The 16,960-nt window shown below is 64.4% G+C and carries 9 protein-coding genes; 5 read left to right on the top strand and 4 right to left on the bottom strand.

Annotated elements, in window-relative coordinates; all coding sequences use genetic code 11:
• Positions 1 to 45 precede the first annotated feature (45 nt).
• The 4 genes from ACFOW7_RS15070 to ACFOW7_RS15055 all read right to left on the bottom strand — a co-directional run bounded on the left by ACFOW7_RS15070 (position 46) and on the right by ACFOW7_RS15055 (position 13,305).
• The gene (locus ACFOW7_RS15070) at positions 46 to 3,729 is read right to left on the bottom strand and encodes a DUF4132 domain-containing protein (RefSeq protein WP_378165731.1); all 3,684 of its coding nucleotides are present in this window, start codon (positions 3,727 to 3,729) and stop codon (positions 46 to 48) included.
• Between the two features lie 328 nt (positions 3,730 to 4,057).
• On the bottom strand, positions 4,058 to 7,774 hold the full coding sequence (locus tag ACFOW7_RS15065; RefSeq protein ID WP_378165728.1) for a DUF4132 domain-containing protein: 3,717 nt from the start codon (positions 7,772 to 7,774) through the stop codon (positions 4,058 to 4,060).
• Positions 7,775 to 8,224: 450 nt separating this feature from the next.
• On the bottom strand, positions 8,225 to 11,941 hold the full coding sequence (locus ACFOW7_RS15060; RefSeq protein ID WP_378165726.1) for a DUF4132 domain-containing protein: 3,717 nt from the start codon (positions 11,939 to 11,941) through the stop codon (positions 8,225 to 8,227).
• Positions 11,942 to 12,306: 365 nt separating this feature from the next.
• The gene (locus tag ACFOW7_RS15055; RefSeq protein WP_378165724.1) at positions 12,307 to 13,305 is read right to left on the bottom strand and encodes a serine/threonine protein kinase; all 999 of its coding nucleotides are present in this window, start codon (positions 13,303 to 13,305) and stop codon (positions 12,307 to 12,309) included.
• 170 nt (positions 13,306 to 13,475) lie between these two features.
• Here ACFOW7_RS15055 and ACFOW7_RS15050 point away from each other — a divergent pair, with 170 nt between their 5' ends.
• The 5 genes from ACFOW7_RS15050 to ACFOW7_RS15030 are packed head-to-tail and all read left to right on the top strand — an operon-like array spanning position 13,476 to position 16,953.
• Entirely contained in the window at positions 13,476 to 13,928 is a 453-nt protein-coding gene (locus ACFOW7_RS15050; RefSeq protein WP_378165722.1) for a type IV pilin protein, read from the top strand.
• 8 nt (positions 13,929 to 13,936) lie between these two features.
• The gene (locus ACFOW7_RS15045; protein WP_378165720.1) at positions 13,937 to 14,545 is read left to right on the top strand and encodes a GspH/FimT family pseudopilin; all 609 of its coding nucleotides are present in this window, start codon (positions 13,937 to 13,939) and stop codon (positions 14,543 to 14,545) included.
• The gene (locus ACFOW7_RS15040) at positions 14,542 to 15,033 is read left to right on the top strand and encodes a hypothetical protein (RefSeq protein ID WP_378165718.1); all 492 of its coding nucleotides are present in this window, start codon (positions 14,542 to 14,544) and stop codon (positions 15,031 to 15,033) included. The genes ACFOW7_RS15045 and ACFOW7_RS15040 overlap by 4 nt, the downstream gene beginning before the upstream one ends.
• Before the next feature lie 26 nt (positions 15,034 to 15,059).
• The gene (locus tag ACFOW7_RS15035) at positions 15,060 to 16,277 is read left to right on the top strand and encodes a PilW family protein (RefSeq protein ID WP_378165716.1); all 1,218 of its coding nucleotides are present in this window, start codon (positions 15,060 to 15,062) and stop codon (positions 16,275 to 16,277) included.
• A gap of 7 nt (positions 16,278 to 16,284) precedes the next feature.
• Positions 16,285 to 16,953 carry a pilus assembly PilX family protein gene (locus ACFOW7_RS15030; protein ID WP_378165714.1) on the top strand — a complete coding sequence of 223 codons (669 nt, stop codon included), beginning with the start codon at positions 16,285 to 16,287 and terminating at the stop codon, positions 16,951 to 16,953.
• Positions 16,954 to 16,960 lie beyond the last annotated feature (7 nt).

Raw genomic sequence — 16,960 nt, 5'->3', positions numbered from 1 at the left:
GTCCCGTTTATTTACAAAAACGCCCTATCCAAGCAGGCTGCCCAGCTACCACGACAGCTTGCTGCGCCAGTCGGGATCGAAGCTGGCCACGGCCGCCACGTCCAGATAATCGGCCCAGGCTTCGGCCACGATCATGGGCGGCACCTCGGACAAGGGCAAGGCGATGGGCTCCGCCTGCTCGAAATACAGGGTTTCCAGCGCGGCAAAGCAATTGTTCTCGGGCAGGTAGTTGCCGCTGAAGCGCACCACGGCCACCACCCCTGCCGCGAACGGCTTGCGATAGGTGTAGAAGAAACCGCCATCGCTGGCCGCCCCGCGCTGATAGCCGCGTTTCTCGAAACGCTGCCGCAAGGTGAACGCGTCGCTGCTCCAGCCAAGCCGCTGGTCGAACTGGCGCGCATCGGCGGCAAACTCGGGCAGACGGTGCGTCAACTGCTCAAAAGGAGGTCGCAGACAGTAGTCTTCCAGATGCTGCTGCCAGGCCGCACACTCGGTCTCGCTCAACAGCACCGCATGGGCCAGCCGCACGGTGCCCTCGCTCAGCAGCACGGCCTGATCCTCGACATCGATCAGACTGCCATCTTCGCTGGGCCGGAAAGTCCCCGTCTGCCCACCCGCTTCATAACGCCACACCAGTTGCCGTGCCATCCGGCCCAGCAGCGGATGCTGGAGCAGATGCTCGCGCCATTGCTCGACCGTCCAGACACGCCCGCCGCACATGGCCTCGTAGAGCCGCTGGGCTTGCAGCGCCAGCACCTGTTGCAGCGTCTTTTTGGCAGCGTTGAACTGCGCCTTGGCTTCCTTGACCCGTTCGGCATCGTCGTCGCGCCCGGCGGCCGGCAAGGTCTTGAGCGGCTTGCCGTCGGGCAGGCGCAGATGGATTTGCAGATGGTCATCGAGCCACAGCTCGATCTGGCGCCGACCGTAGTCGAGTGATTGCCGGCCGCTGTCGTCGAAGCCGGCGCTGGGCACAGTCCGGTCGGCCAGTTGCTCGGCGCTCCAGCCGTGACGCAGCGCAGCCTGCTCGGCCAGTTGGCGGGCCTTGTTCTGGATGGTCGGGGTGCGATGGCGGCGGGCGGTAGCGAGCAGCAGTTGCAGGAAAACGGGATCGTCACAGCCACCGAACGCCTCGAACAGCGCTTCGATCTGGGCACGGCGGCGGAAATGGCGGCGCATGAAGCGCTCCAGCACGGCAGCGGCCTCGGCGCCCGGCACTGCGGCCACCAGCGCCAGAATGCCTTTCTCCCCGATGGCGCTGCCGACATAGTTGGCATTCTCCTCGGCGATGAGATTGGCGATCACCTGTTCCAGCGTGAAGTTGGCGTAGTGCTCGTAGCCTGGCGACAAGGCCCAGCGCTGGTAGGTCTGAAGCCGTGCCGGCGCCAGACGGCGTGCCTTGGCCTCGGTTTCCACCGGGTCGGGCAGCTTAGTGTCGTGGGCGATAAAGGCGTCGAGGACAAAGCGGCCCAGCCGCATCTGGCTCTCCCGATCGAGCAGCGCCAGATAGCGCGTCAGCAGTGGATTGGCGGCCGGCTCCTTGAGCTTGCAGGCCAGCACCACCCACCATTTGGGAATCTCGGCAGCGACAGTCTGGCCGTTTTGCCAGGACAGGGCAGGAAGCTGCCCGAACGGAAACCAGTCCAGCAGATCGACGGGCAATTTGCCGCGCAGGCCTTGCTGGGCTTCCGCGAGCAGCATTTCAGGGGAAAGCCAGGTGGAGAGGTCGCCGCCCAAGCGCTCCAGCCCCGTCAACAGCGCCGCCCGCACCGTTTCGCGCTTCTCGGCCTTGAGCGCTGCAAGCAGCGCCGGCACAGCCACCGCGTCACCACGCTCGCCGAGCCACTCGGCGGCGCCGCTGCGGAATTCATGGCGGCTGTCCTTGAGGCAGGCAAGCAGATGGCTGTCGAGTGTCGGGTAGCGCATCAGCAGCGTGCGCGCCATCTCGCGTTGTTCCTTGCCGACCAGGGCCAGTTTCAGCAGGACCGGCAGGAATATCTGCGGAGGGCGCGGGAAGCAGGACAGGATCAGCAGCGCAGCGGCCGTGCTTTCCTGTCCCTGCGCCTCGGGATCGTAGGGTGCCTCGTCATCCTCGAGGCCCAGGCGGCGGCCGAGGAACTGCGGGTACTCGGCAAAGAAGGGCCAGACGGCGGCGGGTGGCAACAGCTTCAACAGCCGTTTGTGCGGCTCACGCAAGGCAGCGCGGGCCAGATCGTCGAGCGGCCAGCCGAGTCGCCGGTAGGCTTCGGCAAACAGCCGCAGATCGAGCCGCTCGGCGCCGACCTTCTGCACCCAGCTCAGCAGGGGCTCGGCGTCCCAACCGAGCACCGTACTGCGGCTGAGGGCTTCGAGCCAGCGCAATAGCGGCAGCAGTCCGAAACCGGGGACTTCGAATAGCGCGGCGGTCTCGACCTGCGCCAGCGTCCGCAAGGCCCGCGCCTCAAGCGGGGGCGCCCTGTCGCCATTGAGGCAGCGCAGAAGATCGGCCAGACCCTCGTCGGAAAACCGCTCGTACTGCCAGAGCTGCTGCCGCGCCTGCTGGCTGCGACTGAGGCCGCGCTGTTCGTTCTCGGCTTCCTGGTCGGCTTCCTGCGCCAGGGTGTCACGCCAGCGCTGCCGTGCCGCTCGCAATACCGTCCAGGCAGCCTCGTCCAATTGGCCACCCAGCAGCGCCAGGCTGTCAGGCGGTAGCGTCGGCACAGCGCTGGCGGCGTGTTCGCTGACTTTTTCCAGCGTCTTGGCCAGCAGGGCAGCGAGCCGCTTATCTTTCGTGACCTGCGCCGCCAAGGCCGCCAGCGGCGCCTGGGCAGCGGGATGGGGATAGCGCCCCAGCAGCACAATGGCCCGTTGCCGCACGCCGGCCGATTCATCGGCCAGGGCCTCGATCAGCCCCTGACAGCGCTGCCCGGCCTCGACGCGATCGAGAAAGCGCTCGGCCACTTCATGGACCACCGCTTCCTCGGCCAAGGCCAACTGGAGCAGTTGCGCACCGAAATGGCCGATCAGTGCCGCCTCGCCGATCACTTCGGCGAGCTTGGCGCGGCCGGCCGCCGACAGCGTGCTCAGCACTCGCACCACAGCCTGCGGATGGCTCGCCATCCAGTCACGCAAGGCCGGCGAATCGAGCAGCGGACGGTTGCGTTCCATAAAGCGCTCGGGCAAGCCCTGGCGCTCGAAACACAGCGAGAGCAGCCTCTCCGGCGCCATCTGCTCCAGTCGCGCCACGGCAGCCAGCAGACGGAACGGGTCAAAAGCCTGTTCGGCCGCACTCGACTTTTGCGGCAGGCTGCCCCAGACCAGATCGTTGGCCAGATATTGCAGCATCGCGCCGGCACCGTTGCTGGCGCATTCGAGCGTCTTGCCCTGGTCGGCGGCGATAAACAGATAGGCCAGCCGCACAAGCAGGCGCGGATCGGCCTCGGGCATTGCGGCAAAGCGCAGATAGCACTCGCGCCGCGCCCGCACGGCGCCATCGACCAGCAGTGTCTTGTCAGGGTCCGGATCGTGGAAGCGACTGAATAGGCGCCCCGGCTCGCCGAGCCAGCAAGCGGCCGCGCCGTCCAGGTCGGCCAGTGCCCTCAGCAGTCCCTCATCGCGCCCCAACACCAGAAACGCCAGCGCCCGCTCGGGCCAGGCCGGATCGATCCGCCCCAGCCCCCCCAGCGATTTACGCAAAGCACGGCACAGTTCGGGCGGCAACACCGCCTCAACTGAGGATTCGACGCTACTCATCGACTGACTTCTCCGGTCCGATTGGCGACTGGATAGGACGCCAACCATTTAGCAATAAATCTGCAAATCCCATGCAAGACGTGGTAACAGTTAAATAATATTTAGAAAAAATTCAACCAAATTTATTTGAAGCATCCGCCGATCTGTCCCCCCGCTCACACCAGCTCGCGGACACACCGGAAATCACGCTTGGTCAGGGCAGCGTCCGAGCCAGACGCTCAGTCTTGCGACGGGCACAGCGTGCCTCCGCCGATGGTGTGTCACGCCGCTTTGCAGCCAACGCACCCGGCGATGGCTCGCTCGGCGCCATGGCTGATGCCGGGTGGACTTACCACGGCGTCTTCTTTTCCCAGTCCGGCTCGAAACCGGCGCAAGCGTCGGCGAGCTGGTGGTAGTCGGCATAGACCTCGGCCAGCAGCACCGGCGGCACTTCGGCCAGGACGACCTTGTCCGGCTGATAGGCATGGTCGTCGAGCCGCTCGAAATACAGCGCCTTCAGGGCGGCGGTGACGTTTTCCTCGGGCAGGCAGTTGCCGCTGAATTCGATCACCGCACGCAGGCCGGCCGCCTGGAAGGGCTTGTAATACTGGCAGAAGAAGCCGCCATCCCAGGCTTCGCCGCGCAGATAGCAGAGCTTGTTGAAATGGCCGCGCAGGGTGAAGGCGTCGCTGAGCCAGCCCTGGCGGTCCTTGATCGTCTGGCCGCGCGGATCGCTCAGTTCGGGCAGGGAACGGTTCAGCTGCGGGAACAGCGGTTTGAGCTTGTAATCCTTGAAGTGGCGCAGCCACGCCTTGACCGCCTCGGGCGCCAGCAGCGCCGCATGGGCCAGCCGCAGCGTGCCTTCGCCCAATTCGATCTCGTCGTCTTCGACATCGATCAGGCTGCCGTCTTCGGTGGGCCGGAACGCCCGCACCGTCTCGCCGTCGTCGTAGAGCCAGACCAGGCGCTGCACCAGACGGCCGACGATGGGATGCTTTTGCAGATAGTCGCGCCACTCGCCCACGGGCCAGGCCCGGCCGGCGCACATGGCGTCGTAGAGCCGGGCAGTCTGGAGTTCCAGCACCTGCTTGAGTTCCTTCTTGCACGCCGAGAACTGGCTCTTGGCTTCCTTGATCAGAGCCGGGTCGTCCTGCTTGCGCGGCTCGGGCAGCGACTTGACCACCTTGCCGTCGGGATTGCAGAGCACGGGCTTCAGATCGGCGTCGAGCGTCACGCTAAAGCGGCGCTCGCCGTATTCGAGCGTCAGCACGCCGTGTTCGTCAAAGCCGGCCGAGGGAATGGTGCGATCGGCCAGTTGCTCCTGACTCCAGCCATTACGGGCCGCGACCCGTTCGACCAGCAGCCGGGCCTTTTCCTGCACGCTGGCGGTGCGGTGGCGGCGCGACACGGCAAGCAGCAACTGGATGACCGGCGGCTCGTCGCTATTGCCCAGGGCATCGAGCATCGCCTCGATCTGGGCGCGACGCTGATAGTGGTCGCGCATATAAGCTTGCAGCAGGATCACCGCCTCGTGGCCGGGCATACCGGCCACCAGCGCCAGAATGCCCTTCTCGCCGATCGCGCTGCCCAGATATACGCCCTGGTTTTCGCGCCGCAGCTCCTCGACCACCTGATCGAGCGTCATCTGACCATAGTGTTCATAGCCCTTGTGGCGCGCCCAGCCGTGATACATCGAGAGCCGCGCCGGCGCGGCGGCCTGGGCCTTTTGCAGCGACTCCTCGGCGGTCGGGCCACGGGTGTCCTGATGGATAAAGCTGCGCAGCACCAGACTGCCCAGCGCGGCCCGGCTGGAGGCATCAAGCAGGCCGAGATAGCGCGTCAGCAGCGGATTGCCGCCCGGTTCCTTGAGCTTGCAGGCCAGCACCACCCACCAGCGCGGAATCTCGGCGGGCACCGGACTGCCATCGGCCCACTTGAGCGGCGGCAGCGCGTCGAACGGAAACCAGGCAAGACCGGCCGGCAGCTTGGCCTTGAGCCCCTTGACGGCTTCGCCGAGCAGCAGCTCGGGCGCAATGAACGGCGAAATATCGACACCGAGCCGCTCCAGCGCGGTCAGCATGGCGGCGCGCGGAGCCTCGCGGCTTTCTTTCCTGAGCACGGCCAATAGCGGCTCGACGACGGACCTGTCGCCCAGCTCGGCCAGCCAGTTGGCGGCGCTGGCACGCAATTCCTGTTTGGAAGAACCGAGCGACTCCACCACCCGTGGCCCCAGATCAGGCAGCCGGTTCAGCACGCGCTGGGCAGCGAGCCGGTGGGTCTTGGCTTCACCGAGCGCCAGATCGAACAGGGGCGGGATCAGCTTGGGCGGCAGCGAGGGAAAGTGGTCGAGCAGTGCCAGCGCCTTGGCCACCGAAAAGCTCTGCCAGTGCTTCTGGGTCGAGGGAGTGAGGCCGAAGGCTTCGCTGAGAAATTCCGGATGTTCGACAAAGAAAGGCCAGATCCTGTCTGAAGGCAGACGGTCGAGCGGCGTCTGCTCACGCGACCAGTTGTCGCGCAGACAGACCTCGGCAATGCGCGCCAGCGGCGCGCCCGCTGCAAGGAAATGATTGCCGAAGCTGCGCAGATCGAGCTGCTCGGTGCCGACCCGGGTCAGCCAGCGTTGCATGGCCGGGTGATTCCACCAGCGGTGCATCGCGTGATAGTCGTTGACGAACCAGGCCGCCAGATGCCGCAAGCCGAATTCGGGCAGATCGGCCAGCGCCAGGGCGGCGTTCAGTGTGTCGCGCTGCTGGTCGCTCAAGCCCTTCTTGTCGCCGTGGAGCCGGTTGAGGATGGCTTGCAGATCGTCCTCGGTGAGCTTCTGATAGTTCTGCCAGCGCTTCTGCGCCCAGGAATACTTGTCGCCCGAGCTTTTGTTCGCTTCGATCTCGCTCAAGGCCGCTGCTTCGAGTTTGCTGCGCAGCGACAGCCTCACTTCCCTCAACACCGCCAGCGCCGACTCGCCAAGCTCGCTGCCGACAATGGCCGGGTCTTCCTGCAAGGGCGGCGCTTCGAGCTCACGGGCGCTTTCCATGGCGCTTTGCTTGTTGAGCGCACGCTGGATGGCCGTCAGCACCGACCGGCTGGTCTCGACGGCACGCTGGGCCTCGATCACGGCAAAACAGGCCGGATCGGCCACCTGCCCCAGTAGCTCCACCGCCTGCTCACGCTCGGCGGCGCTGCCTTCGCGCAGCACCTGGCCCAGCACCTGACGCCGCAGCTCGGCCGGAATCCGCTCCAGATAACAGCGCGCCTCATTGCGGACCTGCTTGCTGCCATCCACCGCCAGACGCAGCAGCGCCGCCCCATAGCGCGCTGCCAGCTCGCGCCGACCGATCACGCCGACCAGGGTCAGCCGGCCCACGGTCGAGAGTCGCGCCACCAGGGCCGCGAGGCCGTCTTCGCCCAGTTGGTCGAGCAGCGGCAGCACCGAAAGCGGCTGGATCAGCAGGTCATAGCGGTCGTGATACCAATCGCCCACATCCTGGCGCTCGAAAGCCAGCGTGGCCACTTCGAGCGGATCGAGCCCCTCGGCCGCCGCCGCGCGGCGCAGCAGGGCCAGGGGATCGAACTTGAAACGGACCTCGTCGCCATCAGGCAGTCTGGAGCGCTTGCGACGCGTGCCCCATACCATGTCGTTGGTCAGATATTGCAGCCAGTCGGGTACGCCATTGGCGGGACGCTCCAGCGTCAGCCGGCCATCGACCGCTTCAAAGACCCGACCCAGCCGCACCAGCGACAGCGGATCGAAACCGGGCTCACCGGCGATCCGGAGATAGAACAGATGCCGTGCCGCCTGCGATTCGCGTACTGCCTGGACTTGCCGCTTGTCGGCATAGCGCGGCTCGTCCCACAGACGGCCGGGCTGACCCAGCCAGTCCGACGCCGACCGTTGATACCCCATCAATTTCGCCAGCACATCGGGCGCTTCGCCATGCATAACAAAACGCCGCGTGACCTCGGGCAGATCGGCTTCGAATTCGGCCAGAACGGCCAGGGCCTTGTTCAAAGCGTGGTAAGCAGAACGGGGATTGTCGTGCGGCTGTTCAACGGCGAGGTCAGTCATGGGCAGCAATTCCTCAAAGCACAAAGAAGCGCCAACCAGGCGGCGGCGCGATATCGGCCACATTGTAGCGATGGCAATGCCATTTACATCGGCAATAGGCACATCCGAGACGGGACAATGCAATTGCCGCAGCCATTCGGGTCCGACGACTGTCCAGAATTCGGCATCCGGACAGGAACCGGCTATTTAGAAAAAAATATGCAAAATCTTTGCAATACCAATTATCCACAAAAGAAAATTTAGAAAAAATCCAGCAATCTGCCTCGCCAGCCTCTCCAGACCACACCCAACAACCAGCACAGCAAGGCCGGAGCCGGAGCCGGAGCCGGAGCCGGAGCCGGAGCCGGAGCCGGAGCCGGAGCCGGAGCCGGAGCCGGAGCCGGAGCCGGAGCCGGAGCCGGAGCCGGAGCCGGCAGGATTATCGGGCTCCGATGGCGGCCGCTTGGCTGCTTACCACGGTATCTTCTTTTCCCACTCGGGATCGAAGCCCGCACAGGCCGCGGCGATCTGATGATAGTCGGCGTACACCTCGGCCAACAGCACGGGCGGCAGCTTGGACAGCACCACCTTGGCGGGTTGATAGGCCTTGTCGTCGAGTCGCTCGAAATACAGTTCCTTCAGGGCGACGGCGACGTTTTCCTCGGGCAGGCAATTGCCGCTGAATTCGATCACGGCCCGCAGCCCGGCTGCCTGGAAAGACTTGTGGTATTGACAGAAGAAGCCGCTATCCCAGCTTTCGCCGCGCAGATAGTTGAGCTTGTTGAAATGGCCGCGCAGGGTAAAGGCATCGCTGAGCCAGCCCAGCCGGTCGTTGATCTCGCAGCGGCTGGGGTCGTCCAGCAGCGGCAGGCTGCGGCTCAATTGCGGAAACAGGGGCTTTTGCTTGTAGTCCTTGAAATGACGCAGCCACGCCTTGGCCTGTTCCGATGCCAACAGCGCCGCATGAGCCAGCCGCAGCGTGCCTTCGCCCAGTTCGACCTCATCATCCTCGACATCGATCAGGCTGCCGTCTTCGGTGGGCCGGAACGCCCGCACCGTCTCGCCATCGTCGTAGAGCCAGACCAGTTGCTGTATCAGGCGACCGACGATCGGATGGCCTTGCAGGTAGTCGCGCCACTCGGCCGCCGGCCATACCCGACCGGCGCACATGGCGTCGTAGAGCCGGGCAGTTTGCAGTTCCAGCACCTGCTTGAGTTCCTTCTTGCAGGTGGAGAACTGGTTCTTGGCTTCCTTGATCAGGGCCGGGTCGTCCTGCTTGCGCGGCTCGGGCAGCGCCTTGACCGTCTTGCCTTCGGCATTGCAGAGAACGGGCTTCAGATCGGCGTCGAGCGTCACGCTAAAGCGGCGCTCGCCGTATTCGAGCGTCAGCACGCCGTGTTCGTCGAAGCCGGCGGTGGGAATGGTGCGGTCGGCCAGCTGCTCCTGGCTCCAGCCGTTGCGCGCCGCGACCTGCTGCACCAGACAGCGGGCCTTTTCCTGCACGCTGGCGGTGCGATGGCGGCGCGACACGGCAAGCAGCAGCTGGATCACGCTCGGCTCGTCGCTGCCGCCCAAGGCATCGAGCATCGCTTCGATCTGGGCGCGACGCTGGTAGTGGTCGCGCATATAGGCTTGCAGCAGCGTCACGGCCTCATGACCCGGGATACCGGCTGTCAGCGCCAGAACGCCCTTCTCACCGATCGCACTGCCGAGATAGGTGGCCGAGTATTCGCGGCGCAGCTCCTCGACCACCTGTTCGAGCGTCATCTGGCCATAGTGCTCATAGCCTTCGTAGCGCACCCAGCTGTGGTACATGGCCAGACGCGCCGGCGCATCGGCCTGGGCTTTTTGCAGCGCCTCGGCGGCAGTCGGGCCACGGGTGTCCTGCTGGATGAAGCTGCGCAGCACCAGACTGCCCAGCGCGGCCCGGCTGGAGGCGTCAAGCAGGCCGAGATAGCGCGACAGCAGCGGATTGCCGCCCGGCTCCTTGAGCTTGCAGGCCAGCACCACCCACCAGCGCGGAATCTCAACGGGCACCGCGCTGCCATCGGCCCACCTGAGCGGCGGCAGCGAGTCGAACGGGAACCAGGCAAGGCCGGCCGGCAGCTTGGCCTTGAGTCCCTTCACCGCTTCGGCGAGCAACAGCGCGGGCGCGGTAAACGGCGAAATATCGACGCCGAGTCGCTCCAGTGCAGTCAGCAGTGCCGCACGGGCCGTTTCGCGGCTCTCCTGCTTGAGGGCGGCCAACAGCGGCTCGATGGCGGCCGGGTCGCCCAGATCGGCGAGCCAGTTGGCGGCGCTGGCGCGCAATTCCTGTTTGGAGGAACCGAGCGCCTCCGCCACCCGCGGTCCCAGATCGGGCAGCCGGCCCAGCACCTGCTGGGCACTGCGCCGATAGGTCTTGCCTTCGCTGAGCGCCAGATCGAACAGGCAAGGCAGCAGACTGGGCGGCAGCGCCGGAAAGCGCTTGAGCAGCGTCAGCGCCTTGTCGATCGAATAGGCGGCCCAGCGGTTGTCTTGCTTGGAGGGGGTCAGACCGAGCGCTTCGTTGAGGAATTCCGGATAGTCGACAAAGAAGGGCCACAGGCCAGCGTCAGACAAACGGTCGAACGGGGTCTGCTCGCGTGCCCAGCTATCGCGCAGGCAGGCTTCGGCAATCCGGGCAGGTTTCTCGCCGACCAGACGGAAATAGTGGACGAAAGCGCGCAGATCGAGCCGCTCCGTATCGACCTTGGCCAGCCAGCGCTGCACGGCGGCGTGGTTCCACCAGCGGTTCATCGCATAGTCGTCGCTGACGAGCCAGCGCACCAGATGCGACAGGCCGAATTCGGGCAGATCGATCAAGGCCAGCGCCTGACTGAGGGTTTCGCGATGCGAGTCGTTGAGCTTGACCTTGCTGTCGCCGTTGAGCCATTTCAGCAGCGATTCGAGATCAGCCCGCTGGAGTTTCTGATAGCGCTTCCAGCGCTGTTGCTCCCAGGTGTAGGTATTGCCTGAAGCCTGGTTGTTCTCGGCCTCCTGCACGGCAGCCGCTTCGAGCTTGGCCAGGTAGGCCCGGCTCACGCTGTCTAGCAGCGCCAGCGCCGACTCGCCAAGCGGACTGCCGGCCAGCGCCGGATCGTCTTCAAAGGGCGGCGCTTCGAGTGCCTGCGAGCTTTCCATGGCGCTTTGTTTATTGAGGGCACGCTGGATCGCCGCCAGCACCGACCGGCTGGTCTCGACGGCGCGCTGGGCTTCGAGCAGGGTGAAGCTGGCCGGGTCGGCCACCTGACCCAGCAACTCCACCGCCTGTTCCCGCTCGGCGCTGCCCCCCTCGCGCAGCACCTCGGCCAGCACATGCCGGCGCAGTTCCGGTTCGACCCGGTCGAGATATTTGCGCGCCTCGTTGCGTACCTGTTTGCTGCCATCGAGCGCCAGCTTGAGCAATGAGGTGCCATAGAGCCCCACCAGCTCCGGCTGGCCCAGCGGCGCCACCAGCACCAGCCGACCCGCCATCGACAGACGCGCCATCAGCGCGGCCAGCCCGCTTTCGCCCAGTTGGCCGAACAGGGTCCGAAGGGTCGGCGACTGGATCAATAAGTCATAGCGGTTGCCCGACCACTCGTATAAATCCTTGCGCTCGAAAACCAGCGCAGCGAGTTCAAGCGGCGTCAGCCCCTCGGCCAGTGCCGCGCGCTGCAACAGCGCCAGGGGGTCGAAAGTCAGCTTTTCCTTGCGGTGACTCTGCTGGCGCTCGGGATGCGTCCCCCAGACCAGATCGTTGGCCAGATAGCACAGCCAGTCGGGCACGCCATTGTCGGCCCGCTCCAGCGTCTGGCGCTTGTCGGCAGCTTCGAGCACCCGCGCCAGTCGTGCCAATGCCAGGGCGTCGAAATCGGGCTCCACGCTGACCTGGGCATAGAACTGCTGCCGCAGGGTCAGGCTGCGCTGTACGACCTGACTGTGCTGCTTGTTGGCGTAATAAAGACTGTCCCACAGCTTGCCGGGCTGTCCCAGCCGCGAGAACACCTCGTCCTGCATCGGTGCCAGCTGCGCCAGCACTTCAGGCCCCTCGCCGCTCAGCACAAAGCGATGAATCGCTTCAGGCAGATCGGCACCGATCGGCGCCAGGATGGCCAGTGCCCGTTGCAGGAGATGACTGGCGGATTGGGGATTCTCAACAGACTGCTTGCTGGCAAGCTCGGACATGACAGGCAATTCCTCAAAGATGCGCCAAACCGGACGCGGGGCAAAATCGCGCCTCATTGTAGTGAGGGCGATGCCATTTGCATCGGCAATAGGCACACCCGCACCCGATTCAGTCAGTCACCGCGCAAATATCAATTTTCAGGCATAACAGACGCAAGATACTGTGCCATATAAAATGGAAAATAAATAAAATAGAAGCGCAACAAATCACAGTCCCCGTAGCGCCGCCGCCTTCTGACCACCGGTTCCCCGGCCTGCCTGAGCCGCTGGTCTTCCAGCCGTCGCCCTGATCCTACCTATCGTCCCCCAACCATCGGCAGCCCCGGCAAACCCGACTAGGATAACGACGCGCTGGGAACACCCCGTCAGGGATACAGCGCAAGCGGCGGTTCGGCCAGCCGGTGCAGTTGACGCTCAAGGCCGGCGATCTGTTCCTGCCAGTAGGCATCGCTACCGAACCACGGAAAGGCGGCCGGGAAGGCCGGATCGTTCCAGCGGCGGGCCAGCCAGGCGCTGTAGTGGAGCAGCCGCAAGGTGCGCAAGGGCTCGATCAGCCGCAGCTCGGCACGATCGAACCGGTGGAAATCGCGATAGCCGCTGAGCAGGGCATCGAGCTGATAGGTCATGTCGGCGCGCTCGCCGCTCAGCAGCATCCATAAGTCCTGGATGGCCGGACCGCTGCAAGCATCGTCGAAATCGACGAAATGCGGACCGGCGTCGGTCCACAGAAGATTGCCGCCGTGGCAGTCGCCATGGAGGCGGATTGTCGTCCAGTCGCCGTCAAACCCCTGCCGCACCGCATCGAGCGCGCGGCGGGCCACGTCAGCGTAGGTGGCAGTCAGATGAGGGGGAAGGCTGTGTTCGAGCAGATAGGCCAGCGAGGCTTCACCGAGCGTTTCGATATCGATACGCAGGCGGGCCGAGAAAGGCCGGGTGGCGCCAACGGCGTGCAGCCGGCCAAGAAAGCGGCCCAGCCATTCGAGCACTTCAGGGTCGTCCAGCTCGGGCAGCCGGCCACCACGGCGCGCAAAGACGGCATAACGGAAATCGGCGTGTCGATGCAGTGTGGCGCCACCGAGGCAGAGTGGCGGGACGGCGGGGATTTCCCGCTCGGCCAGTTCGGCACTGAAGGCGTGTTCCTCAAGGATGGCCGCATCGGACCAGCGGCCGGGTCGGTAGAACTTGACCACCACGGGCGCCGCCTCGTCGAGACCGACCTGGAACACCCGGTTTTCGTAGCTGTTGAGGGGAAGCAGGCGGCCGTCACAGCGCAGACCGAGCGCCTCGACGGCGTCGAGCACCACATCGGGGCTCAGATGGGCATAGGGAGCGGAGGTCATCCGGTCATTGTGCCACGCCGCCATGCTGTACGCCGTAATTGCACACAATGCCAAAAGAATAGAAACGCTGTCTTATTGATAAACGGCTAGCGGGAAAACACCGTTCATCTCGCTGGAGATGCCGTTCATCTTCGAGGTTTCCTAGACAGCTTATGATAAAGGGATAATCCTATCCTCAGGTAAGGAGAGAAAGCATGACGAAACCACAAAGCCAACAGGGCTTCACTTTGATCGAACTGATGATCGTTGTTGCGATCATGGGCATTCTGCTGGCGATCGCCATCCCCAACTATCAGCAATATATGCTGCGCAGCAAGCTGGTCGAATCCTCGACCACCCTGCAAGACATGCGGGTGCAGATGGAACAGTACTTCCAGGACAACCGCACCTACGTCAACGCAGCCGGTCAATGTGGTCGCACCATGCCGACTGCTCCCCAGGTGAAGTACTTCACCTACGCCTGCGCCGCCAACGCCGCCACCCCGAATGAATATGTGATCACCGCCAGCAGCACCACCAAGCTCAGCAAGACGGCCGGTGATTATGTTTACACGATCAATCACTCGAACGTCCGTCAGACCACCAAGTTCGGAGGCGCCACCGTCAATCTGAACTGCTGGACCACCTCGAAGAACGCAAGCTGCTGAGAACCGCCATGAAGTCTTCTTCCCAACGCGGCTTTACGCTGATCGAGATGCTGGTGGTGATCGCCATCTTCGGCATCCTGATGTCCTATATCGTGGCTGCCGCCAGCGAGTGGATGCAGAGTGCCAAGCTGCGTTCGATGTCCGAAGGCATTCAGAACGGCATGCGCCTGGCCCGCACCACGGCGGTGAGCAAGAACTACAGTGGCGGCGTGCTGTTCACCGTCACCGACACCCTCAAGGCCGGCTGCCAGGCATCATCGAGTGGCCGCAACTGGGTGGTCAGCCTCACGACGCCGGTCGGCAGCTGCCACAGCAATCCCAATATCAACGCCGACCCGACCGTCTCGGGCCAAGCCCCGCATATCCTCGACAAATGGCTGGGTGACAAGAATTTCAGCCTGGTCGATGTCAATGCCAGCCATCCGCAACTGCGCTTTGACAGCCTGGGCCGCACCTTCAGCGGCACCGCCCAGGTCGAAGCCACCATCGATCTGACCGTACACGGCAAGACCTGTACCGAAGCAGGTTGCAGCCTGCGCATCATGCTGACCAAGGCCGGCAAGGTGCAGTCGTGCGATCCCCAACTTCCTGACGGTAAGGCCGGAGCCTGTAAATGACACCGCGTATCTCCTCCCAGCGGCCTCGGCTGCGTAAGGGCCAGGATGGCCTGATCCTGCTCGAATCGCTGGTCGCCATCCTGATCTTCTCCCTGGGCGTGCTGGCACTGCTGGCGCTGCAAGGCAACACCATGAAACGGGTCGGCGACAATAAATATCGCGCCGATGCCGCCTATCTGGCCAATGAACTGATCGGCACGATCTGGGCAACCGGTGCCGTCGACAAGGCCAAGATCAATACCTTCGCCTGTGCCGCGCCGTGCGTCGACAGCAGCAATGTCGAACTCAAGGCCTGGCTGGGCCGGGTGCAGGGCGCGCTGCCTGGCGTGGTGTTGGCCAGCAAGGCCAATGCCCCGGCGATCACGGTGGTGAATTCCGCTGCCGGCCGCCAAGTCACCATTACCCTCAACTGGGCGGTTCCAAGCACCCAGGGTGGTGCCCCGATGACGGGTAGGTATCAGGCCACCGCTTATATCAATCCCAACTAGGCCGACAGTTGCGGAGCCGAAACGAGATGAAAACCACTGTGTCCCACTTTCCCACCTCGCCGCAGCGGCAGGCCGGTTTCAGCATGATCGAACTGCTGGTCGGTCTTGGCATCTCCCTGATCGGGATGCTGGTGATCTACCACGTGCTGACCGTCACCCAGGGCTATCGCCGTACCAGCACCGAAGTCGGTGCCGCCCAGGAGACCGGCGCCGTATCGCTCTACTATATCGAGCGCGATCTGCGCCGCTCGGGCTACGGCCTGCAAGGTCTGCTGTGGCAGGAGCCCGACCAGGGCGCGATGCTGAGCGCCGCAGCCATGCTGCTGCCGCGCGCCTATGGCTGCACCGTCCAGGCCCGCGACAGCAAACGTTCCAGCTTCAACTTCCGTATGGCGCCGGCGCTGATCCAGGACGGCGGTGTCGATGCCAACGGCAGCGCCCGCCCCGACCAGTTGACCATCCTGTTCGGTTCGGCCCGTGCCCATGCCTTCCCGCCCACCCTGAGCGCCAATGTGGCCGCCGGCAATAATCCGCTGCGGATCAGCAATGCCATGGGGCTCGATAATCGCGACCTGATCATCGTCGCCGATCTGACCACCAATACCCCCAGCTGCGAATTGACCCAAGTGGGCGATATCCGTCCGCCGGGCGATGCAGCCTGCCCGAATATCACTTCGCGCAACCAGCCCTGGTGCGTCAATACCGTGGCGCCCGACACAGCCAATCACCCGTTCGCCCGCCCGCTGGCCAAGCCCTACACGGGCCAGGAAGAGCTGACCGCTTCGCCGCGCACCACCCCGGTACTGCTCAATCTGGGCCAGTCCCCGGCCAATCCGACCTACTCGATCGTCAATCCGAGCAGCGCTTCGGGTGCCGTGCGCTCGGTGCTGGTGATGCGTGATGGACTGTTCCCCGACCGTGACGCCACCATCGCCGAGGGCATCGTCAGCCTGCAAGCCCAATACGCTTTCCGCGACGGCTCGTTTCGCAACACGCTGCCTGCGGCGACCGCCTGGGCCAATGTGGTGGGTATCCGTATCGCCGTGGTGGCCCGCAGCGAATTGCTGGAGAAGGAAGCCATCCTGGCGGCCGACCCGAGCACCAAGCGCGCCAAGATGGTGATCTTCCCGGGCAGCGCAACCAGCGACGAGGTCGCCCTGTCGCTGAGCGACCAGGAAAACCATTACCGCTACAAGATCTACCAGACCGTGGTGCCGCTGCGCAGCATCATCTGGAATTCGTGAGGTATCGATGAAAACCGCATCTCTACGCAAGCAGAACGGCCTGATTCTGTTTATCGCCCTGGTGGTGCTGCTGCTGATGTCGCTGGCGGCCGTGGGCCTGGTCAAGACCATGGACGCCGGCACCTCGGTGGTCGGCAACCTGGCGCTCAAGCAGACGGCCGTGGCCGCGGGCGACCGGGGCTTCGAAGCCGCCCTTGCCTGGCTCGAAGCACAGCACAAGACCAACCCGGCCCTGTTCAATGCCAACCAGGCCAGCCTCGGCTATTCGGCCGTTCGCCCGAACACACCGACCGGCGATGCGGCATGGTTCAAGAACGACAGTACCTGGAGCAATGCGCCGGTCGCTCACTCGCTGGACGCCAGCGGCAACCCGGTCAGCAGCACCGCCGATGACCTTGGCAATACCGTTCGTTATCTGATCGTACGTCAATGCCGGGAGGCCAAGGCCGCCAGCCCCGACCATTGCCTGATCAGCGTCAAACCCGCCGACGGCGCGCGCGACAGCAGCAACTGTAAGAAGAGTAACGGTGCGGACTGTTCCCTTGACGGCGGCAATGAAGCCTCGCTCGGCAAACTGGCCACCATCCGCTCGGTTTACTACGCCATCTATGTGCAGGTCAGCGGCACCCGTAATACCCGCACTGTGTTGCACAGTCTGGTGGCTCAGCCCCTCTGACCTCCGC

Source organism: Chitinimonas lacunae (assembly GCF_042650885.1).
Classification (GTDB): Bacteria; Pseudomonadota; Gammaproteobacteria; order Burkholderiales; family Chitinimonadaceae; genus Chitinimonas_A; species Chitinimonas_A lacunae.
The sequence above is the reverse complement of the archived record's forward strand: the minus strand, read 5'-3'. Positions and strand labels throughout refer to the sequence as shown.

Excerpts from the sequence above, each read along its gene's own strand:
- ACFOW7_RS15070 (WP_378165731.1), bottom strand. The coding sequence starts at position 3,729 with ATGAGTAGCGTCGAATCCTCAGTTGAGGCGGTGTTGCCGCCCGAACTG.
- ACFOW7_RS15065 (WP_378165728.1), bottom strand. The coding sequence starts at position 7,774 with ATGACTGACCTCGCCGTTGAACAGCCGCACGACAATCCCCGTTCTGCT.
- ACFOW7_RS15060 (WP_378165726.1), bottom strand. The coding sequence starts at position 11,941 with ATGTCCGAGCTTGCCAGCAAGCAGTCTGTTGAGAATCCCCAATCCGCC.
- ACFOW7_RS15055 (WP_378165724.1), bottom strand. The coding sequence starts at position 13,305 with ATGGCGGCGTGGCACAATGACCGGATGACCTCCGCTCCCTATGCCCAT.
- ACFOW7_RS15050 (WP_378165722.1), top strand. The coding sequence starts at position 13,476 with ATGACGAAACCACAAAGCCAACAGGGCTTCACTTTGATCGAACTGATG.
- ACFOW7_RS15045 (WP_378165720.1), top strand. The coding sequence starts at position 13,937 with ATGAAGTCTTCTTCCCAACGCGGCTTTACGCTGATCGAGATGCTGGTG.
- ACFOW7_RS15040 (WP_378165718.1), top strand. The coding sequence starts at position 14,542 with ATGACACCGCGTATCTCCTCCCAGCGGCCTCGGCTGCGTAAGGGCCAG.
- ACFOW7_RS15035 (WP_378165716.1), top strand. The coding sequence starts at position 15,060 with ATGAAAACCACTGTGTCCCACTTTCCCACCTCGCCGCAGCGGCAGGCC.
- ACFOW7_RS15030 (WP_378165714.1), top strand. The coding sequence starts at position 16,285 with ATGAAAACCGCATCTCTACGCAAGCAGAACGGCCTGATTCTGTTTATC.